Origin of the sequence: Serratia sp. Z4 (assembly GCF_009900725.1) — a bacterium.
Lineage (GTDB): Bacteria > Pseudomonadota > Gammaproteobacteria > Enterobacterales > Enterobacteriaceae > Serratia > Serratia nematodiphila.
This window is the reverse complement of record NZ_JAAABD010000001.1, coordinates 836315-856643: the sequence shown is the minus strand read 5'-3', so window position 1 is coordinate 856643 and position 20329 is coordinate 836315. Positions and strand designations below refer to the sequence as shown.

The 20329-nt window shown below is 61.7% G+C and carries 22 protein-coding genes; 14 read left to right on the top strand and 8 right to left on the bottom strand.

The window, feature by feature from the left end:
• Positions 1 to 11 precede the first annotated feature (11 nt).
• From hcr to ltaE, 3 genes are all read left to right on the top strand, one after another.
• On the top strand, positions 12 to 1013 hold the full coding sequence (hcr, locus tag GT753_RS04250; protein ID WP_076740377.1) for an NADH oxidoreductase: 1002 nt from the start codon (positions 12 to 14) through the stop codon (positions 1011 to 1013).
• Positions 1014 to 1212: 199 nt separating this feature from the next.
• Positions 1213 to 2934, top strand: a complete 1722-nt coding sequence (gene poxB, locus GT753_RS04245; protein WP_025302253.1) for a ubiquinone-dependent pyruvate dehydrogenase — start codon at positions 1213 to 1215, stop codon at positions 2932 to 2934.
• 75 nt (positions 2935 to 3009) lie between these two features.
• Positions 3010 to 4026 (top strand): low-specificity L-threonine aldolase, encoded by a 1017-nt coding sequence (gene ltaE / locus GT753_RS04240; RefSeq protein WP_021504350.1) that lies wholly within the window; start codon positions 3010 to 3012, stop codon positions 4024 to 4026.
• 29 nt (positions 4027 to 4055) lie between these two features.
• Here ltaE and GT753_RS04235 read toward each other — a convergent pair whose 3' ends face one another.
• Positions 4056 to 4403, bottom strand: a complete 348-nt coding sequence (locus tag GT753_RS04235; protein WP_004928387.1) for a DUF1294 domain-containing protein — start codon at positions 4401 to 4403, stop codon at positions 4056 to 4058.
• Positions 4404 to 4552: 149 nt separating this feature from the next.
• On the opposite strand from GT753_RS04235, the gene GT753_RS04230 reads away from it, so the two are divergent.
• Entirely contained in the window at positions 4553 to 5992 is a 1440-nt protein-coding gene (locus GT753_RS04230; RefSeq protein WP_160125304.1) for a DUF2867 domain-containing protein, read from the top strand.
• Positions 5993 to 6150: 158 nt separating this feature from the next.
• Entirely contained in the window at positions 6151 to 7161 is a 1011-nt protein-coding gene (locus GT753_RS04225; protein ID WP_004928393.1) for an NAD(P)-dependent oxidoreductase, read from the top strand.
• Here GT753_RS04225 and GT753_RS04220 read toward each other — a convergent pair whose 3' ends face one another.
• Positions 7162 to 7998 (bottom strand): N-acetylmuramoyl-L-alanine amidase, encoded by an 837-nt coding sequence (locus GT753_RS04220; protein ID WP_015377303.1) that lies wholly within the window; start codon positions 7996 to 7998, stop codon positions 7162 to 7164.
• Between the two features lie 187 nt (positions 7999 to 8185).
• Here GT753_RS04220 and GT753_RS04215 point away from each other — a divergent pair, with 187 nt between their 5' ends.
• The gene (locus GT753_RS04215; protein WP_160125303.1) at positions 8186 to 9751 is read left to right on the top strand and encodes a DUF3300 domain-containing protein; all 1566 of its coding nucleotides are present in this window, start codon (positions 8186 to 8188) and stop codon (positions 9749 to 9751) included.
• Between the two features lie 53 nt (positions 9752 to 9804).
• Here GT753_RS04215 and GT753_RS04210 read toward each other — a convergent pair whose 3' ends face one another.
• Positions 9805 to 10128: a heavy metal-binding domain-containing protein gene (locus GT753_RS04210; protein WP_160125302.1), complete on the bottom strand. Its 324-nt coding sequence runs from the start codon at positions 10126 to 10128 to the stop codon at positions 9805 to 9807.
• Positions 10129 to 10287: 159 nt separating this feature from the next.
• Between GT753_RS04210 and GT753_RS04205 the strand changes: the two genes are divergently transcribed.
• The 8 genes from GT753_RS04205 to GT753_RS04170 all read left to right on the top strand — a co-directional run bounded on the left by GT753_RS04205 (position 10288) and on the right by GT753_RS04170 (position 15539).
• Positions 10288 to 10830: a lipoprotein gene (locus GT753_RS04205; RefSeq protein ID WP_015377301.1), complete on the top strand. Its 543-nt coding sequence runs from the start codon at positions 10288 to 10290 to the stop codon at positions 10828 to 10830.
• Between the two features lie 262 nt (positions 10831 to 11092).
• Positions 11093 to 11821, top strand: coding sequence for an arginine ABC transporter ATP-binding protein ArtP (artP, locus tag GT753_RS04200; RefSeq protein WP_004928406.1), 729 nt, complete (start codon positions 11093 to 11095; stop codon positions 11819 to 11821).
• Between the two features lie 32 nt (positions 11822 to 11853).
• On the top strand, positions 11854 to 12585 hold the full coding sequence (gene artJ / locus GT753_RS04195) for an arginine ABC transporter substrate-binding protein (protein ID WP_004928409.1): 732 nt from the start codon (positions 11854 to 11856) through the stop codon (positions 12583 to 12585).
• A gap of 9 nt (positions 12586 to 12594) precedes the next feature.
• Positions 12595 to 13311: an arginine ABC transporter permease ArtQ gene (artQ, locus tag GT753_RS04190; protein ID WP_004928413.1), complete on the top strand. Its 717-nt coding sequence runs from the start codon at positions 12595 to 12597 to the stop codon at positions 13309 to 13311.
• On the top strand, positions 13311 to 13979 hold the full coding sequence (artM, locus tag GT753_RS04185) for an arginine ABC transporter permease ArtM (protein ID WP_015377298.1): 669 nt from the start codon (positions 13311 to 13313) through the stop codon (positions 13977 to 13979). Before artQ ends, artM begins: the two co-directional genes overlap by 1 nt.
• A gap of 198 nt (positions 13980 to 14177) precedes the next feature.
• Positions 14178 to 14912: an arginine ABC transporter substrate-binding protein gene (gene artJ, locus GT753_RS04180; RefSeq protein ID WP_015377297.1), complete on the top strand. Its 735-nt coding sequence runs from the start codon at positions 14178 to 14180 to the stop codon at positions 14910 to 14912.
• Between the two features lie 101 nt (positions 14913 to 15013).
• Positions 15014 to 15265, top strand: a complete 252-nt coding sequence (locus GT753_RS04175; RefSeq protein ID WP_004928423.1) for a type II toxin-antitoxin system Phd/YefM family antitoxin — start codon at positions 15014 to 15016, stop codon at positions 15263 to 15265.
• Positions 15255 to 15539 carry a type II toxin-antitoxin system RelE/ParE family toxin gene (locus GT753_RS04170; RefSeq protein WP_015377296.1) on the top strand — a complete coding sequence of 95 codons (285 nt, stop codon included), beginning with the start codon at positions 15255 to 15257 and terminating at the stop codon, positions 15537 to 15539. The genes GT753_RS04175 and GT753_RS04170 overlap by 11 nt, the downstream gene beginning before the upstream one ends.
• On the opposite strand, the gene rlmC is transcribed toward GT753_RS04170, so the two are convergent.
• The 5 genes from rlmC to potG all read right to left on the bottom strand — a co-directional run bounded on the left by rlmC (position 15536) and on the right by potG (position 20279).
• A complete protein-coding gene (rlmC, locus tag GT753_RS04165) occupies positions 15536 to 16663 on the bottom strand; it encodes a 23S rRNA (uracil(747)-C(5))-methyltransferase RlmC (RefSeq protein WP_015377295.1) in 1128 nt (375 codons plus the stop codon). The two genes, GT753_RS04170 and rlmC, sit on opposite strands and share 4 nt — an antisense overlap.
• Before the next feature lie 69 nt (positions 16664 to 16732).
• Positions 16733 to 17212 carry a YbjO family protein gene (locus tag GT753_RS04160; protein WP_160125301.1) on the bottom strand — a complete coding sequence of 160 codons (480 nt, stop codon included), beginning with the start codon at positions 17210 to 17212 and terminating at the stop codon, positions 16733 to 16735.
• Positions 17213 to 17316: 104 nt separating this feature from the next.
• Positions 17317 to 18162 (bottom strand): putrescine ABC transporter permease PotI, encoded by an 846-nt coding sequence (potI, locus tag GT753_RS04155; RefSeq protein ID WP_004938644.1) that lies wholly within the window; start codon positions 18160 to 18162, stop codon positions 17317 to 17319.
• Entirely contained in the window at positions 18159 to 19121 is a 963-nt protein-coding gene (potH, locus tag GT753_RS04150; RefSeq protein ID WP_021504359.1) for a putrescine ABC transporter permease PotH, read from the bottom strand. Before potH ends, potI begins: the two co-directional genes overlap by 4 nt.
• A gap of 24 nt (positions 19122 to 19145) precedes the next feature.
• A complete protein-coding gene (potG, locus tag GT753_RS04145; protein ID WP_004938650.1) occupies positions 19146 to 20279 on the bottom strand; it encodes a putrescine ABC transporter ATP-binding subunit PotG in 1134 nt (377 codons plus the stop codon).
• Between the last annotated feature and the right edge of the window lie 50 nt (positions 20280 to 20329).

Here is a 20329-nt window from a genome sequence, read left to right as displayed (position 1 = left end):
GAGGTGCTCCGATGACTCAACCCACTCCGCTTTGCCCGAACCGCATGCAGGTGCATTCCATCCAGCGTGAAACCGCCGACGTCTGGACGCTGAACCTGATCTGCGACGTTTTCTATCCTTACCAGGCCGGCCAGTTTGCGCTGGTCAGCATCCGCAACAGCGAGGAGACGCTGCGCGCCTATACGCTCTCCTCCTCGCCCGGCCAGAGCCGCTTTCTCAGCATCAGCGTGCGCTGCCTGCCGGACGGCGTCGGATCGCGCTGGCTGACGCAAGAGGTCAAGCCCGGCAACACCCTGTGGCTGTCCGACGCGCAGGGCGAATTCAGCTGCGAGCGCCACCCGGCCGATCGTTACCTGATGCTGGCCGCCGGCTGTGGCGTGACGCCGATCGTCTCGATGTGCCGCTGGCTGACCGCTAACCGTCCGGCCTGCGATATCGTCGCGATCGTTAACGTGCGCACTCCCGCCGACACGATCTTCGCCGATCAATGGCGCGCGCTGTGTGCCGCCCATCCGCAGCTGCGCCTGACGCTGATGGCCGAGCAGGATCTGCAACCCGGCTACCTCAGCGGCCGCATCGATGAACAGACGCTGCGGCAGGCGGCGCCGGATATCGCCGAACGCACGGTGATGACCTGCGGCCCTGCGCCCTACATGGATCAGGTGGAGCAGCTGTGCCGCCGGCTCGGCGTGCCGGCCGAGCGTTTCCATAAAGAGCAGTTCCACACGCCGGCGGCGCAGGCCGACGCCACCGAAGGGCTGACGCTGCGCGCCGCGCGCCCGCTGCGCGAATTCCGCGTACCGGTTGGCAGCACGCTGCTGGCGGCGATGGAGGCCCATGCCCTGCCGGTCAACGCCGCCTGCCGCGCCGGGGTGTGCGGCTCGTGCAAAACCCGCATCCTTGAGGGTGACTACACCACCACCAGCACCATGACGCTGAGCGCGGAAGAAATCGCGCAGGGCTACGTGCTGGCCTGCAGTTGCCAACTGCAGGGCGATGTCACGCTGGCGTGATCCCCTGGCCCCATCGCCGCGATGGGGCATTTATCGGCAAGCTCCCCGCGGCCAGCCCGGTTACACTTTTCCCCGTCCTACGCTCTTTACCCTTCCTGACCGCATCTCGTCCACAGCCGGTAAGCTATGCTTGCAGTTGTTCTGCTGCCACTCACCGGATCGAGTCCACATCGTTTTTCAAACCTTGTTTGGGGGAACCATGAAGCAAACCGTAGCCACACTGATCGCCAAAACGCTGGATCAAGCCGGCGTAAAACGCATTTGGGGCGTGACCGGCGATTCGCTCAACGGCCTTAGCGACAGCCTGCACCGCATGGGCACCATCGAATGGCTGGGCACCCGCCATGAAGAGGTGGCCGCCTTCGCCGCCGGCGCCGAAGCCCAGCTTACCGGCCAGTTGGCGGTGTGCGCCGGTTCCTGCGGCCCCGGCAACCTGCACCTGATCAACGGCCTGTTCGACTGCCACCGCAACCATGTGCCGGTGCTGGCGATCGCCGCACACATCCCTTCCAGCGAAATCGGCAGCGGCTACTTCCAGGAAACCCATCCGCAGGAGCTGTTCCGCGAATGCAGCCACTATTGCGAGCTGGTCTCCAACCCGGAACAGCTGCCGCGCGTGCTGGAGATCGCCATGCGCAAGGCGATCCTCAATCGTGGCGTCTCGGTGGTGGTCTTGCCGGGCGACGTGGCGCTGCGCATGGCGCCGGAAGACGCGACCCTGACCTGGCATACCCCGGCGCTGCCGCTGGTGCAGCCGCCGATGAGCGAGTTGAACAAGCTGGCGGAAACACTGAACAAGGCGAAGAACATCACCCTGATGTGCGGCAGCGGCTGCGCCGGCGCGCATGATGAAGTGGTCAAGCTGGCCGAGCTGCTGCAGGCGCCGGTGGTGCACGCGCTGCGCGGCAAAGAGCATATCGAATGGGATAACCCCTACAGCGTCGGCATGACCGGGCTAATCGGCTTCTCCTCCGGCTACCACGCGATGATGAACGCCGACACGCTGGTGCTGCTCGGCACCCAGTTCCCCTATCGCGCGTTCTACCCCACCAACGCCAACATCATTCAGATCGACATCAACCCCGGCAGCATCGGCGCGCACTGCCCGGTCAATATGGCGCTGGTGGGCGATATCCACACCACCCTCACCGCCCTGCTGCCGCAGCTGGAACCGAAGCGCGACCGGGCGTTCCTCGACAAGGCGCTGGAACATTACCGCAACGCGCGCAAGGATCTCGACGGGCTGGCGACCGCCAACGACGACCAGCCGATCCACCCGCAGTATCTGGCGCAGCAGCTCAGCCAGTACGCCAGCGACGACGCCATCTTCACCTGCGACGTCGGCACGCCGACGGTGTGGGCCGCCCGCTACGTGAAAATGAACGGCAAGCGCCGCCTGCTCGGTTCGTTCAACCACGGTTCGATGGCCAACGCCATGCCGCAGGCGATCGGCGCTCAGGCCACCGCGCCGGATAAACAGGTGATCGCCATGTGCGGCGACGGCGGCTTCACCATGCTGATGGGCGATTTCCTGTCGCTGGCGCAGCTCAAGCTGCCGGTGAAAATCGTGGTGTTCAACAACAGCGTGCTGGGATTCGTGGCGATGGAGATGAAGGCCGGCGGCTACCTGACCGACGGCACCGACCTGCATAATCCGGACTTCGCGGCGATCGCCAACGCCGCCGGCATCAAGGGCATCCGCGTGGAAAAAGCCTCCGATCTGGACGGCGCGCTGCAGGAGATGTTGGCGCATCCCGGCCCGGCGCTGCTGGACGTGGTCACCGCCAAGCAAGAGCTGGCGATGCCGCCGCAGATCAAGTTCGAACAGGCGAAAGGCTTCAGCCTGTACATGCTGCGCGCCATCATCAACGGCCGCGGCGACGAAGTGGTCGAGCTGGCGAAAACCAACTGGCTGCGCTAAGCAAGCTGCCCCGGTAAAATAAAGGGTATATGATGCCATGTACCCTTTTCCTCTCCCTTACATTCCAGGAACCCTATGCTTATCGATCTACGCAGCGACACCGTTACCCGCCCCAGCGCCGCCATGCGCCAGGCGATGGCTCAGGCAGAAGTCGGCGACGACGTCTACGGCGATGATCCGACGGTCAACGCGCTGGAGGCCGAGGCGGTGCGTCTGTCGGGCAAAGAAGCGGCGCTGTTTCTGCCCAGCGGCACCCAGGCCAACCTGGTGGCGCTGCTGAGCCACTGCCAGCGCGGCGATGAATATCTGGTCGGCCAGCAGGCGCACAACTACAAATACGAAGCCGGCGGCGCAGCGGTGCTGGGCAGCATCCAGCCGCAGCCGATCGAGGCCGACGCCGACGGCACGCTGCCGCTGGACAAGCTCGCCGCCGCCATCAAACCCGACGATATCCACTTCGCCCGCACCCGGCTGTTGAGCCTGGAAAACACCATCAGCGGCCGAGTCCTGCCGCAGGCCTACCTGCAGCAGGCGTGGCAGTTTACCCGCGAGCGCCAGCTGGCGCTGCATATCGACGGCGCACGCATCTTCAACGCCGCCGTGGCGCTGAACCTGCCGCTGAAAGAGATCGTGCAATACTGCGACACCTTCACCATTTGCCTGTCGAAAGGGTTGGGCGCGCCGGTCGGATCGCTGCTGTGCGGCAGCGAGGCCTTCATTCAGCGTGCGCTGCGCTGGCGCAAGATGACCGGCGGCGGGCTGCGTCAGGCCGGCATCCTGGCGGCGGCCGGCCTCTACGCGCTGGAGCATAACGTTGCGCGGCTGCGCGAAGACCATGACAACGCGGCCTGGCTGGAGCAACAGCTGCGGCAGATCGGCGTGGAGATCGCCGCTCCCGGCGCGCAGACCAACGTGTTGTACCTGCGCCAACCGCCGGCGCTGGCGGCCAAATTCGGTCCGTGGATGCGCGAACGCGGCGTGCTGATCAGCAGCGGCCCGCTGACGCGCATTCTGACCCACCTCGACGTCAGCCGTCAGGATCTGCAGCGGGTGGTCGAACTGTGGCGGGAGTTTCTTCAGCAGCACGCCTGATCGCTTGGGGCGCAGGCCGCGCCCCGCAATCAGAAAATCCAGCGGCCGTAAACCCAGTACCACAGCCCCAGCACCGCCGCCAGGTTGAGCGCCACGCTGAGGATGAACCAGGTTTTAAACGGCTGCTTCTGGGTCTTGTGGCGAAACAGCTGCTGCGCCAGCAGCGCGCCCAACCAGCCGCCCAGCGCGCCGAACAGCAACAGCGTCGTCTCCGGCACCCGTCGCCATCCCTTGCGCGCCGCCAGCTTATCGCCGCCGTAGATCAGAAACGTCAGCAGGTTCGCCAGCAGCAACCCCATCCACACCGGATGCGGCGAGAACAGGCTGGCGATCAGCGCCAGGCCCAGCAGGGCGTAACAAATCACATTGAGCTTCATGACATCCGGTCTTCGTTCGATAAGGGGCGCGTAGTGTGAACCTGCGCCGCGGCGGATGCAACTGGCTTATACCCATACAAAAAGTGCATTTAAACCCTGAATTTGGCATCCTGTCGTTCTGCGACTCTTTCACCGCACAAGGCGGCCCGATGACACCCCAACGCGTACTGGTTCTTGGAGCCAGCGGCTATATAGGCCAGAACCTGATCCCGCACCTGATCGAACAGGGGCACCAGATTACCGCCGCCGCGCGGCGCATCGAGTGGCTGCAGGAGCAGAACTGGCCGCAGGTCAACTGCCTGTATGTCGATCTGTACCGCACGGACACCCTGAGCGCGGCGCTGTGGGAGATCGATACGCTGTACTATCTGGTGCACGCGATGGGCGACGGCGACAACTTTATCGAAAAGGAGCGCCAGGCGGCGGAAAATCTGCGTGACGCGCTGCGCAATGCCGGCGTCAAGCAGGTGATCTTTCTCGGCGCGCTGCAGCCGAACGACGACAGTTCGCCGCACCTGGCGGCCCGCCGCCTGACCGGCGAGATCTTGCGCCAGAGCGGCGTGCCGGTGACCGAGCTGCGCGCCGGCATCATCGTCGGCCCCGGCTCGGCGGCGTTCGAAGTGATGCGCGACATGGTCTATAACCTGCCGGTGCTGACGCCGCCGCGCTGGGTGCGCTCGAAGTCCTCGCCGGTGGCGCTGGAGAACCTGCTGGTTTACCTGGCCGATCTGCTGGCGCACCCGGCGCAAGAACACCGCATCTTTGACGTCGCCGGGCCGGAATACCTCAGCTATCAGGACATGTTCCAACGCTTTATCGCCATCAGCGGCAAACGGCGCTGGCTGATCCCGATCCCCTTGCCGACGCGGCTGATTTCAGTGTGGTTCATCAGCCTGATCACCTCGGTGCCAACGCCGATCGCCCGCGCGCTGATCCAGGGGTTGAAGCACGATCTGCCCGCCGACGGCCGGCCGCTGCAAGCCTTGATCCCGCAGCGCCTGCACACTTTTGATCAGGCGGTCACCGCCACGCTGCAGCGCGAACTGGAAGTGGTCGACTCCGCCGACTGGGGCTACGATCCGGCGGCGCGGGCTCGCTGGCGCCCTGGCTACGGCTACTACCCGAAACAGGCGGGATGTTCGCTCGACACCGCCGCCTCCAGCCAGGCCCTGTGGCAAACGGTGCAGCAGCTAGGGGGCGAGGAAGGCTATTTCTACGCCAATATCCTGTGGCGGATCCGCGCCCGCATGGACGACATGATCGGCAACGGCGTGGTCTATGGCCGCCCGGCGCGCGTGGCCCTGGCGCTGGGTGACGAGATCGACGGCTGGAAAGTCATCACGCTGAAGCCGCTGCGGCAGCTGGCGCTGCTGTTCGGCATGAAGGCGCCCGGCCTGGGGCGGCTGAGCTTCACCATCACCGATCGCGGCGATCGCCGCACGCTGGACGTGCGCGCCTGGTGGCACCCGGCCGGCTTCAGCGGGCTGCTGTATTGGTTCGCCATGATGCCCGCGCATCTGTTCATTTTTCGCGGCATGGCGAAGCGCATCGCCGAGCTTGCCGAGAACCTGGACCGCCAACAGCGCTGAACGGCGCTCATTTGTCGATCAACCGCACAGTTTGCCGCTGTGCTTCGGGGCTTTCCGATTGCATAGCGCACGAAATCACGGAAGAATGGCATCTTATTTGCTGGGAGCGCCGCAAGCGCCCGCCGGTATTCCGATTTTGGGTGAGAATAGAGTCCGTTATGAAGGTATTGGTCACCGGTGCCACCAGTGGGTTAGGCCGTAACGCCGTTGAATATCTGCGCCGCCAGGGCATCAAAGTGCGCGCCACCGGCCGCAACCAGGCGATGGGCGGCCTGCTGGAAAAAATGGGCGCTGAGTTCATTCATGCCGATCTCACCAACCTGATCTCTTCGCAGGCCAAAGCGATGCTGGCGGACGTCGATGTGCTGTGGCACTGCTCCAGCTTTACCTCGCCCTGGGGCACCGAAGAAGCCTTCGAACTGGCCAACGTCCGCGCCACTCGCCGCCTTGGTGAATGGGCGGCGGCCTATGGCGTGGCGCAGTTCATTCACATCTCCTCCCCGGCGATCTATTTCGACTACCACCATCACCGCAACGTGACCGAAGACTTTCGCCCGCAGCGCTACGCCAACGAATTCGCGCGCAGCAAAGCCGCCGGCGAGCAGGTGATCCAGCAACTGGCGCTGTCCAATCCGCAGACCCATTTCACCATTCTGCGCCCGCAGGGATTGTTCGGGCCGCACGACAAGGTGATGCTGCCGCGGCTGCTGCAGATGATCAAACGCTACGGCAACCTGCTGCTGCCGCGCGGCGGCGCGGCGATGGTGGACATGACTTACCTGGAGAATGCGGTGCACGCCATGTGGCTGGCGACGCTAAAAGAAGACACGCCGTCCGGCCGCGCCTACAACATCACCAACCAGCAGCCGCGCCCGCTGCGCACCGTGGTGCAGCAACTGATCGACGATTTGGGCATGAAGTGCCGCATCCGCTCCGTCCCCTATCCGATGCTCGACATGATGGCGCGCGGCATGGAGCGCCTGGGCAGCAAAAGCGAAAAGGAGCCGGTGCTGACCCATTACGGCGTCGCCAAACTCAACTTCGACCTCACGCTCGATACCACCCGCGCGCAGCAAGAGCTGGGCTATCAGCCGATCGTCTCGCTGGAAGAAGGCATCGCGCGCACCGCCCGCTGGCTGAAAGATCACGGCAAACTGCACGGCCTGTAATCAACGCCACGCGCCGTACTTCAACAGCAGCGCATCGATAATCGCCTCACTCTCTGCATCCGGTTCACCGCGAACATCGTCGGGCCGGAAATGCATCTGAAACGCCGCCAGCACATTGCGCTGCTGCCGCGCATCCCATGACGAATCAACCGCGTAGCCGTAACGCGCCAGCTTATCAAGCAGCGGCGCCAGCGGCACCGGCGCATGACGATCGCGCCCCGCCAGCAAACGCTGCACGTCTGCCTCGTCCGGCCAGGCGCCGATGCCGGCCTGCGCCAGTTGTCGCCAGGGGAACAGCGGGCCGGGATCCTGTTTGCGCTGCGGTGCGATGTCGCTGTGCCCCACCACGTCCTGCGGCTGGATGCCATAGCGTTGGATGATGTCGCGGCTCAGCGGAATCAGCACGGCGATCTGCTCCGCCGTATAAGGCTGCCAATGGGTGAACAGCATGCTGCGGGTGAACCCCTTGTTGACGATTTCAATGCCGATCGAGGTGTCGTTGAGATTGCTGCGGCCGCGCCAGGCGCTGGCACCGGCATGCCAGGCGCGCATCGCTTCCGGCACCAGCCGGTACACCGTCGGTTTGCCGTGTTCGCGCTGCGGGTGCGCCGGCAACAGGTAGTGTGCGCTGACGTGTTCATCGGTCAGCGTTTTCAGTGATGAATGAAAGTCTTCCGCCGTATAGTGCATCACCAGAAACCGAATACGCTGATCGGCGCCCTGCGCCTGATGCAAGGTTTCGAGCTGGTAAGCGCCACGATCGACGAGCGTGTTCTGCTGCGGATTTTGGCATCCCGCCAACAGCGCGGCGGCGATGATCCCTGGCCAAATTTTCACTTATCCTCCTGATTGACGTCCGTGAAAGATGTAACGCGACGCGATTGATCTGTATCCAATCATCACGCTCATCGAGAAATAATGACAGAGAGCGCCGATGTGCAAGCGAGTGTTGCTCCCGGCTGGCGGCCTTTCCCGCCCATGATAGTCTCAAAGTATCATCTGCGCTGAAAGAGCGGAGTCGAACATGTTCACGCCACGCTATCTGTCCTGGTTGCTCTGTGCCGTCATGCTGCCGCTCAGCGGCTGCGATCGGCAAAAAGTCGCCGATGCGATGGGCGGGAGCGCCCCGCCCTCGGCCGCGCCCGTCACGAGTGCCAGCGCGCCGGCCTATACGCCGCTGAGCGCCGATCAACTGTACCAGTTGGTCAGCCCGGTGGCGCTGTTCCCCGACAAGCTGCTGGCGCAGGTGTTGGCCGGCGCGGGCTATCCTGACCAAATCAGCGCCGCGGATGCCTGGCTGGCGCAAAACCGCGGCTTGCAACCGGCGGCGCTCAGCTCGGCGGCCGACGCTCAGCCCTGGGATCCCAGCGTGCGCGGCCTGGTGCAATTCCCCGACGTGCTCGATCAAATGGCGAAAAACATCCCCTGGACCACCACCCTGGGCAGCGCCTACCTGAACGATCCCACCGACGTGATGAACGCCATTCAGGTGATGCGTCAACGGGCGGCCAGCCAGGGCACGCTGAAAAACACCCCGCAGCAGCGCATCGTCGTGGCGCCGACGACGCGTTATGTCGAACAGCAGCCCTATCGCCAGCGCGTGGTGGCGGCGCCGGGCGAGACCATCGTTATCGAACCCAGCCAGCCGGATACGGTTTACGTTCCGTATTACGATCCCTGGGAGGCCTACGGCACGCCGATCCAGGCCTATCCGAGCTATCAGTATCAGCCCTCGGGCTACAGCGGCGGCGACATGCTGGCGGCCGGCGTGATCAGCTTCGGCGTCGGCATCGCGGTGGCCTCTTTGCTCAACCAACACAACAGCGGCTGGCACAACTGGGATATGCGCTGGGACGATCGGCGCCAGCCGGTGGTCTACCGCAATGCGCCTTACGTATCGCATTCCACCACCGTGGTGAATCGCGTCACTAACATCAACCAATATAACAACGTGAACACTGTGAATCGCAGCAGCACCAGCACGGTGAACAACTACAATACCGCCGCCGCGCCGGCGCCGCGTTTCAGCCAACCGGTGCCTAACGCTGCGCCGCAACAGCCGCGCGTCGCGCCTGCGGCCCACGCGCCGATGACCATGCCGAACTTTGCGCATACTCAGCCGGTGGCGCCTCACGTACAGCAGCCGATAGCCGTACACCCGCCGGTAGCGGCCGCCCCACACGTGCAACAACCGGTCATCGCGCCCCATGCACAGCAGCCGATGAGCACGCCGACGTTCACGCATGCCGTTCCGACGGCGCCTCACCCACAGCAGCCGACAGCCGTACATTCAGCGCCGCTGCAGACGCATCCGATGCCGGCCGCTGCGGCGATGCATCCAGCCGTCGCGCGCCCGCAGATTCAGCCGGCTCCGCACGTCGCTCAGCCGGTGATCCGCGAACCGGCAGCGCCGCAGCATCCGGCGGCGATAAGCCCGATGCCGGCGCCGCAACAGCGCATCATGCCGCATGCGGCCCCGGCGCCGCAGCTCCATCAGACGTCCGTTCAGCCGATGCCGCATCGCCAGGAGCCGGTGTCCACGAAGCCGCAGGAACACCGCCCAATCGTCGAGCAGCACAAGGTGGGATAAATCAAGAGGATGTCGCCCCGGCGGAATGGCCGGGGCGAAAAGAAAGCATGGCGTTAGCGGCTCACTTTCACCGCGGTGCCGCTGACGGTCACCATCAGCATGCTGCCGTCTTTGCCAACGGTTTCATAATCGATATCAATGCCGACCACCGCGTTGGCGCCCAGCTCTTTCGCCTGGTCTTCCAGCTCTTCGAACGCGATCAGTCGCGCCTTGCGCAGCTCTTTCTCGTAAGCGCCCGAACGGCCGCCGACGATATCGCGCACGCCGGCTAAGAAATCACGAAAAATGTTGGCGCCGAGAATCGCTTCGCCGGTGACGACGCCGCAGTATTCGGTGATGGTAAACCCTTCCAGGGTCGGGGTAGTTGAAAGCTGCATCAGAACTCCTTGTTTGATTAATTCAACGTATCTATGACCAGAAGATTGACATTATGTTCGCTTAATCAATGGCACGCAGTACGAATGCAAGGCCAAAAAACGCATTTATACTGTAAGCTATCGGTCTTCATGGTAGAGACTTTCACATAAGGTAATAAGATGAAAACAAAAACGATTGCGGCTGTTTTACCCTTAGCGCTGTTGCTGAGTGCCTGTACCACGGTGGAACCGGCATACAAGGATATCGGCACCCGCAGCGGCAGCTGTGTGGAAGGCGGCCCGGATACGGTCGCGCAAAAGTTCTATGACCTGCGCATCCAGCAGGGCGCCGGCCTGCCGGACAGCAACCGCCTGGCGCAGCTGCAGCCTTATCTGAGCAAAGTGCTGTATCAGGATCTGGTCAGCACCGCTCAAAACCCGGGCAAGCATCAGATTACCGGCGATCTGTTCTCCGGCAATGCGCAGGGGCCAAGCAGCGCATCCGTCGCCAGCGCCTCGACCATTCCTAACACCGATGCGAAGAACATCCCGCTGCGCGTTGACCTGAGCTACCAGAAAGACGCCAACAGCACCGTGAACTGGCAGGACGAAGTGCTGATGGTGCGCGAAGGCACCTGCTGGGTGGTTGATGATATTCGCTACCTGAATGTTCCAGCGCACGCCACCAACGGCAGCGTACGCCAGGTGCTGGAAAACCAGTAACCCGCTTCCCCCGGCCGACGCGGGCTTGCCGCGTCGGTCATCCCGCCGCCCGTCTACCGCTCGAATTTCGTCCAATAGAAAAAATTTCGCTACCGATCTCACAGCCTGCGCCACAAATCCCCTCCCTCGGCTTGAGTCGCGGTATCTTGTGCTAATCTTTTACTGTCCCGCCGCACACTCATAAATTTTAACGCACAAAGATTGCATAAGTATTCTGTGGAAGTTAACATTTGCGGCATCAATGTCTATTCAATTCTGGCGCATGAGTATTCAACTTAACGGTATCAATTGCTATTACGGCGCTCACCAGGCGCTGTTTGACATCACGCTGGAATGTCCAGCCGGGGAAACCCTGGTGCTGCTTGGCCCAAGCGGCGCCGGGAAAAGTTCATTGCTGCGGGTGCTGAACCTGCTGGAAATGCCGCGTTCGGGCCAACTGCAGATCGCCGGCAACCAATTCGACTTCAGGCAGGCGCCGGGCGAGAAAGCCATTCGCGAACTGCGCCAAAACGTCGGCATGGTGTTCCAGCAATACAACCTGTGGCCTCACCTCACCGTGGTTCAGAACCTGATCGAGGCACCTTGCCGCGTGCTGGGTCTGACCAAGGCTCAGGCGATGGAGCGCGCCGACAAGCTGCTCAAGCGTCTGCGCCTGACCGACTTCGCCGATCGCTTCCCGCTGCACCTTTCCGGTGGCCAGCAGCAGCGCGTGGCGATCGCCCGCGCCCTGATGATGGAGCCGCAGGTGTTGCTGTTCGATGAACCGACCGCAGCGCTGGATCCGGAAATCACCGCCCAGATCGTCAGCATCATTCGCGAACTGGCCGGCACCGGCATCACGCAGGTGATCGTCACCCACGAAGTGGAAGTGGCGCGCAAAACCGCCAGCCGCGTGGTGTACATGGAAAACGGCCACGTAGTGGAGCAAGGCGACAGCAGCCACTTCACGCAGCCGCGGACCACCGAGTTTGCTAATTACTTATCACACTAACAATTAACTTGCTGTAATTTGGGGAGTTTGCGATGAAAAAACTAATAATCGCCGCCGTTCTGGCCGGCATCAGCGTTTCCGCCTCCGCAGCCGAAACCATCCGTTTCGCTACCGAAGCCTCCTATCCTCCGTTTGAATTTATTGACGCCGGCAACAAGATTCAGGGTTTTGATGTCGATCTGGCCAACGCGCTGTGCAAAGAAATGCAGGCCGAGTGTACCTTCACCAACCAGGCGTTCGACAGCCTGATCCCGAGCCTGAAGTTCAAGCGTTTCGATGCGGTGATGGCCGGTATGGACATTACGCCGGAGCGTGAGAAGCAGGTGCTATTCACCAAGCCTTACTACGATAACTCGGCGCTGTTCATCGCGCAGAAAGGCAAAATTGCCGACGTGGCGGCGCTGAAAGGCAAGAAAGTCGGCGTGCAAAACGGCACCACCCACCAGAAATACCTGACCGACAAGCACCCGGAAATCACCACCGTGCCTTACGACAGCTACCAGAACGCCATTTTGGATCTGAAGAACGGCCGCGTTGATGCGGTGTTCGGCGATACCGCGGTGGTCAACGAGTGGCTGAAGCAGAATGACGCGCTGGCGGCAGTGGGCGCCAAAGTGACCGACAAAGACTACTTCGGTACCGGCCTTGGCATCGCGGTGCGCCAGAAGAACACCGATCTGCAGGGCAAGTTCAACGCCGCTCTGGACAAGATCAAGCAGGATGGGACCTATGAAACCATCTACAAAAAATGGTTCCAGCAGTAATACGCCCAAATGAATGAATTACAACCTTTAGCAAGCGCCGCCGGCATGACCGTCGGCCTTGCCGTTTGCGCCCTGATCCTCGGGCTGATTCTGGCGATGCTGTTCGCCGTATGGGAATCGTCCCGCTGGAAAGCGGTCAGCTGGCTCGGCACCGCCTGGGTGACCGTGTTGCGCGGCCTGCCGGAAATCCTGGTGGTGCTGTTTATCTATTTCGGCTCGTCGCAGCTGCTGCTGATGCTCTCCGACGGCTTTACCCTCAACCTCGGTCTGTTCCAGCTGCCGATTCAGTTGGCGATCGACAATTTCGAAGTCAGCCCGTTCCTGTGCGGGGTGATCGCCCTGGCCCTGCTCTATTCCGCCTACGCCTCGCAGACGCTGCGCGGCGCGCTCAAAGCGGTGCCGCAGGGGCAGTGGGAATCCGGTCAGGCGCTTGGACTGAGTAAGGCGGCGATCTTCTTTCGCCTGATCATGCCGCAGATGTGGCGCCACGCCCTGCCCGGCCTCGGCAATCAGTGGCTGGTGCTGTTGAAAGACACCGCGCTGGTGTCGCTGATCAGCGTGAACGATCTGATGCTGCAAACCAAGAGCATCGCTACCCGCACCCAGGAGCCTTTTACCTGGTATGTGATCGCCGCGGCCATCTACCTGCTGGTGACGCTGTTCAGCCAATACGTCATCAAACGCATTGAGCTGCGCGCCACGCGCTTTGAGCGGGGGCCGGCCTGATGATTGAATATTTGCCGGAGATCCTCAAAGGGTTGCACACCAGCCTGACGCTGACCGTCGCCGCGCTGATCGTCGCGCTGGTGCTGTCGCTGCTGCTGACGGTGATCCTGACGCTGAAAACGCCGATCCTGACGCCGCTGGTCAAGGCCTATGTGACGCTGTTCACCGGCACGCCGCTGCTGGTGCAGATCTTCCTGATCTACTACGGCCCCGGCCAGTTCCCGGCGATCCGCGACTACCCTTGGCTGTGGAACCTGCTGTCGCAGCCCTGGCTGTGTGCGATGATAGCGCTGGCTCTGAACAGCGCGGCCTACACCACGCAGTTGTTCTACGGCGCGGTGCGCGCCATTCCCGCCGGGCAGTGGCAATCGTGCGAAGCGCTTGGCATGTCGCGCCGGCAGACGCTGCGCATTCTGCTGCCGTTCGCCTTCAAGCGCGCGCTGTCGTCTTACTCCAACGAAGTGGTGCTGGTGTTCAAAAGCACCTCGCTGGCCTATACCATCACGCTGATGGAAGTGATGGGCTACAGCCAGCTGATGTACGGCCGCACCTACGACGTGATGGTGTTCGGCGCCGCCGGCCTGGTGTACCTGTGCGTCAACGGCCTGCTGACGCTGCTGATGCGCCTGGTGGAGCGTCGCGCGCTGGCGTTTGAGCGTCGCAACTGAGGCCGCCGCCCCCATGAGCCCCGCCATTGTGCGGGGCTTTTTTTATCCTCAAGGCAATACTTAATCATTTATATTGCATTTTAATTCACTCAATGGCAGGGTTAACAACAGGCATTCGCGCAAAAACCTCTGGCGATTACCAGTAAAAACAAACGATAGCGAATAATCACTTTCAGGATCCAGACAGGAGCTCTACGCATGAAAAAACTGCTGCTTGCCGCGACGATGTTAGCCGGGATGACCTTTAACGCCACCGCGGCCGAAACCATCCGCTTCGCCGCCTCCGCCACCTACCCACCGTTCGAATCGCTCGACGCCAACAACCAGATCGTCGGCTTCGATATCGATCTGGCCAACGCGCTGTGCAAGCAAATGCAGGCGCAGTGCACCTTCACCAACCAGGCGTTCGACAGCCTGATCGCCGCGCTGAAATTCAAGAAATACGATGCGGTGATTTCCGGCATGGATATCACGCCGGAGCGCAGCAAACAGGTCGCTTTCACCCAGCCTTACTACGCCAACTCGGCGATCGTGATCGCGCAAAAAGGCAAGTTCAGCTCGCTGGCGGATCTGAAAGGCAAAAAGCTCGGCATGGAAAACGGCACCACCCACCAGAAATACATGCAGGACAAGCATCCGGAGATTAACACCGTTTCTTACGACAGCTACCAGAACGCCATTCTGGAGCTGAAAAACGGCCGCATCGACGGCGTGTTCGGCGACACCGCCGTGGTGAACGAATGGCTGAAAACCAACCCGCAGCTGGCGCCGGTGGGCGAGCACATCACCGATGCGCAATACTTCGGCACCGGTCTCGGCATCGCGGTGCGCCCAGACAACCAGGCGCTGCTGGCCAAGCTGAACGCCGCGCTGGACGCCATCAAGGCCGACGGCACCTACAAAGCCATCAACGACAAGTGGTTCCCGCAGTAAGTCCGCGTGTGGAGTCGCCCTCCTTCGGCGGCTCCATCTAATTGCCACCCCATCCGGTTAGTGCTAAATTTGATACTGAATTTAGCATCAAGGATAACATCATGACGGTTCAACCCATTCTTGCCGACTCGGCAGTCAGCATCAGCGATTTTAAGAAATCGCCCAACGCCGCCCTTAAAGAGGCACAAGGGCAACCGGTCGCCGTCCTGACCAACGGTAAGATTTCGGGATATTACGTCTCTCCGGAAACCTGGGAGGCGATCGCGGAGTACCTGGAAGATATCGAACTCGCTGAAATCGTTCGTTCACGGATGAACGGCAAACGCATTAAGGTCAATTTGGATGACTTATAAGCTTGAATTCGAAGAACATGCGCTGAAGGAATTTAAAAAACTGTCCCCGGTGATCCGGGAACAGTTCAAAAAAAAGCTGGCATCGGTGCTGGTTAATCCCCACATCCCCGCCAACAAACTCGCCGGTTTGCCTGATTGCTACAAAATCAAACTCAGAGCCTCAGGCTTTCGTTTGGTATATCGCGTCATGGAAACGGAGATCGTGGTTCTGGTCCTGTCTGTGGGCAAACGCGAACGTTCAGCGGCTTACACGGCTGCCAAAAAGCGCCTTTAACGCCGCACCAGCAGCGTCAGCACTTCGTAGTGCGAGGTATGCGGGAACATGTCGAACAGCTGCACCCGTTCGATGCGATACCCCGGCAACATCTCGATATCTTTCGCCATGCTCTCGGCGTTGCAGCTCGAATACAGAATATAGTCCGGCGCCATCCGGCTCAAATAGTCGCACAGCGCCTGGCCGATGCCGCGCCGCGGCGGATTGACCAGCACCAGCTGCGGCACCTGGCCTTCGGCGGTGGCGAAGCGGGTGGAATCGAGCGCCTGAAAATCTACCTGCAACAACCCTAACCGCTGCGCCGACTGGCGCGCACAGGCGATCGCCTCCGCGCTGATTTCGATGCCGGTCAGGCGCGTCTGCGGCTGCGCGCAGTGCAGGCCGAAACCGCCGACGCCGCAGAACAGATCCCACATGCTGTCGATACCCAGCGCGCGCACCCAGTCGCGGGCGGTGGCATACAGATCGGCGGCCACCTGCGGGTTGGTCTGAAAGAAGCTTTGCGGGCGGATGAACAGCGGCACCTGATTGAACTGTTCCTCCAGCGCCTGCTGTTCGGTCAGCGCGATCTCGCGCTCCCCTTCCATGATCGCCATATGCACCGGTTGAATATTGGCGGAGATCACCCTGAGCTGCGGCAGCTGCTGCTGCAGCCACGGCAGCGCGGCGCGCAGCTGTGCCAGTTTGGTTTCCGAGCGCAGCACGAAACGCAGCATCACGCCGCCGTCGAGCGTGCTTTCGGTCAGCAGCAGGTATTTCAGCTCGCCACGTTTGCGCGCCACGTTATACGGCGTCAGGCCGGCGCGGGCGATAAAGCTTTTCAGCACAGCAAACATCGGCGCAAAGCCGGCGGGGTACAGCGGGCAGTCGCTCAGATCGACCGGCGTGCCGTCGCGGTGCAGCATGCCGAGCAGCGGTCGCTCCACGCTGCCGCTGACCACCATCTTGGCTTTATTGCGAAATGCGCTCAGTTCCCCCGCCACCGGCTGCAGCCACTGCGCGACGTCGCGCCCGGCCAGCAGCGATTGCAGGTGATGCTGTTTGTCGGCCAGTTGCTGCGGATAGGGCTTTTCCAGCCACTGACAGGAACGGCAGGTGCCCGCCGTATACAAAGCGCAATGCATGAAGATTACCGTGAAGTTCAGGATGACGAATTAAGGGCGCAGAGTTTACCACTCCGCGCGCCTAAAATCTCACTTGCGCGTGGTGAAGAAGCGGCGGCTGGCGGCAGGAACGAACAGCAACGCCAGGATCACCACGTCGGGGATCTTTTGCAGGATCAGAACGTGCAGGATTTGGCCGCTGGTTTCCCCCTCCACGGTGAACACCTCGGGGAAGACGCTGCCGATGGTGGCCAGCAGCAGGTAAAGCACCACGATGCACTGGCAGACCACATAGCCCCAGCGCCCCCAATTGCGGCCGCGCATCACCGCAAAGCCGCAGCTGATTTGCAGGCACAGCAGCATCAGGCCGGCCAGAAAGATAAAGGTGGAATCCCACGCCTGCGCGCTGGTGTTGACGAACTCCTGCGCGCCGTCGACGCCCAGCTCACCCAGCAGCAGCACCACGCTGATACACTTGATCGCCACCATGGCGGTGCCCGCCACCATCACCGGCACCGGCGCATCCGAAGTCGATCCCATTCCCTGCCCGCTTTTCAGCATGTCTGACATATCCGTGTTCCGCTACGACGCGCCACCTATACAGGTGGCACATGTAAAGTCAGGTAGTTAGTTGCAATACTTATTGATTGCAAAAATAGCAGGTTTGTTACGATTCAGCTACGGGCCGCCCGCTGCAATTCACGCGATCGTTGTTTTTCCGAGCGCGCCATAAACCACCAGGCGATCAGGCCGAGGATGCCCACCACCAGCAGGATCAGGCTGGCCAACGCGTTAATTTCCGGGTTCACCCCCATGCGCACGCTGGAGAACACCAGCATCGGCAGCGTGGTGGCACCCGGGCCGGAGACGAAACTGGCGATCACCAGGTCATCCAGCGACAGGGTGAACGCCAGCATCCAGCCGGAGATCAGCGCCGGCGCAATCATCGGCAAGGTGATGACGAAGAACACCTTCAGCGGCGGCGCCCCCAGATCCATTGCCGCCTCTTCAATCGAGCGATCCACCTCGCGCAGACGCGAACTGATGACCACCGCCACATAAGCGGTACAGAAGGTGACATGCGCCAGCCAGATAGTGAACATGCCACGTTCCGACGGCCAGCCGAAGGCATGCCCCATCGCCACGAACAGCAGCAGCAGCGACAGGCCGGTGATCACGTCCGGCATCACCAGCGGCGCGGTCAGCATAAACGCGAAGCCGGTTGAACCGCGAAAGCGGCCGAATCGCACCATCACCACGGCGGCGATGGCCCCCAGTACCACCGCGGCGGTGGCGGAGGCGGCGGCGATGGTCAGGCTGAGCCCCACCGCGCTGATCATCGCCGAATCGTGGAACAGTTCGCTATACCAGCGCGTGGACCAGCCGGCCCACACCGTCACCAGCTTGGAGCTGTTGAAGGAGTAGATCACCAGCATCAGCATCGGCGCATACAGGAAGGTAAAGCCGACAGTCAGGATGGCGATGCGCCACGGTGAACGCACTACCGGCAAGTTGTTCATTCCTGCCCCCCTATTTCCTTGTTCTGGTGTTTGTGGAACCACAAAATTGGCACGATCAGCAACAGCAGCATGATGGTGGCGACCGCCGAGGCCACCGGCCAGTCGCGGTTATTGAAGAACTCCTGCCACAGCACGCGGCCGATCATGATGCTGTCCGGCCCGCCGAGCAGTTCCGGGATCACGAACTCCCCCACTGCCGGAATGAACACCAGCATCGAACCGGCGATGATGCCGCCGCGCGTCAGCGGCACGATCACGCTGAAGAAGGTTTTCAGCGGCCGGGCGCCCAGATCCAGCGACGCCTCCACCAGCGAGTAATCCAGCCGGATCAGCGCCGTGTAAATCGGCAGCACCATAAACGGCAGATAGGAATAAACGATGCCGATATACACCGCCAGGTTGGTGTGCAAGATCACCAGCGGTTGATCGATCACCCCTAGCCACATCAGAAAGTTATTCAGCGTGCCGTTGTTTTTCAGGATCCCCATCCAGGCGTAGACGCGGATCAGGAACGAAGTCCAGGAAGGCAGGATCACCAGCAACAGCAGAATGTTGCGGGTCGACGCCTTGCTGTGCGCCACCGCCCAGGCCAACGGATAGCCGATGATCAGGCAACACAGCGTCGAGACCGCCGCCACGCGCAGCGACTGCAGGTAGGCATCGATATACAACGGATCGTCGGTCAGCTGCAGGTAGTTGGCGAAGTTGAGCGCAATGTTTAGCTTGCCGTCCACCCAGCTCATCAGCTCGGTGTAGGGCGGCACCGCCAACGCCAGCTCCGCCAGGCTGATCTTGAACACGATCAGGAACGGCAGCATAAACAGCAGCGTCAGCCATAAATACGGCAATGCGATCACCAGCTTGCGGCCGTGAGCCATCAGCAGGCGATGGAACAGGGCCTTGAGGGTGGAGGGCGTTTTGGCCGGCGGTTCCGGCGTGCGTTCAGAAAGCAGGGTCATACGGGTTACTCCTCACCGGCTCTACTACACCGTCAACACGACGCAGCTGTCGGTTTCCCAACACAGACGCACTTCATCGCCCCAGGTGGGCATCCCCTTGCGGAAACGATGGCCGTTTTGCAGCTGGGCGCTGATAATCTGCCCGCTGTGCAGCTTCACGTGGTAGATAGACAGATCGCCCAGGTAGGAAATGTGCGCCACTTCCCCCACCGCGAAGTTGCAGCCGTCTTCCGGCACTTGTTCGCACAGCAGGATCTTTTCCGGCCTCAGCGCCACCTGGATCGGCACGCCATCCACCACCGAGGCATCCGGATCCACCTTGATCGCATGACGCAACCCGGGGCTTTGCAGGATCAGCGCATCGTCGTGGCGCTCTTGCAGCACGCAGTCGAAGACGTTGACCGAACCGATAAACTCGGCGCTGAAGCGGCTGTTCGGATGCTCGTAGATCTCTTCCGGCTCGCCGATCTGCACGAACTTGCCGCGGTTCATGATGGCGATACGCCCCGCCATGGTCATCGCCTCCTCCTGATCGTGCGTCACCATCACGCAGGTCACGCCGACGCGCTCGAGAATGTCGGTCACTTCCAGCTGCATGCGATCGCGCAGCTTCTTGTCCAGCGCGCCCATCGGTTCATCCAGCAGCAGCAACTTCGGCCGCTTGGCCAGGCTGCGCGCCAGCGCCACCCGCTGCCGCTGGCCGCCGGAAAGCTGGTGCGGTTTGCGTTTGGCGTACTCCTGCATGTGCACCAGCGCCAGCATTTCCGCCACCCGTTCGGCGATCTCCGCCCGCGGCATTTTGTCCTGCTTCAGGCCGAACGCGATGTTTTGCTCCACGGTCATGTGCGGGAACAGCGCGTACGACTGAAACATCATATTGATCGGCCGCTGGTACGGCGGCACGTGCGACATATCCTGCCCGTCGAGCACGATCTGCCCTTCCGTCGGCTGTTCAAAGCCGGCCAGCATGCGCAGCAAGGTGGACTTGCCGCAGCCGGACGGGCCAAGCAGCGCAAAGATCTCGCCCTTGTAGATGGTGAGGCTGACGTCTTCGACCGCATTCTGCCCGTCGAAGGTTTTGGTGAGGTTACGGATTTCCAGCAGAGGGGTGAAAACCTTCTGCGACTTGGCTTGAGGACGAGGAATAGCGTCGTTCAATCGGGGTGCTCTCCGGCGTAAAGCGGCACAAAACCACGGCGAGCGCCGTG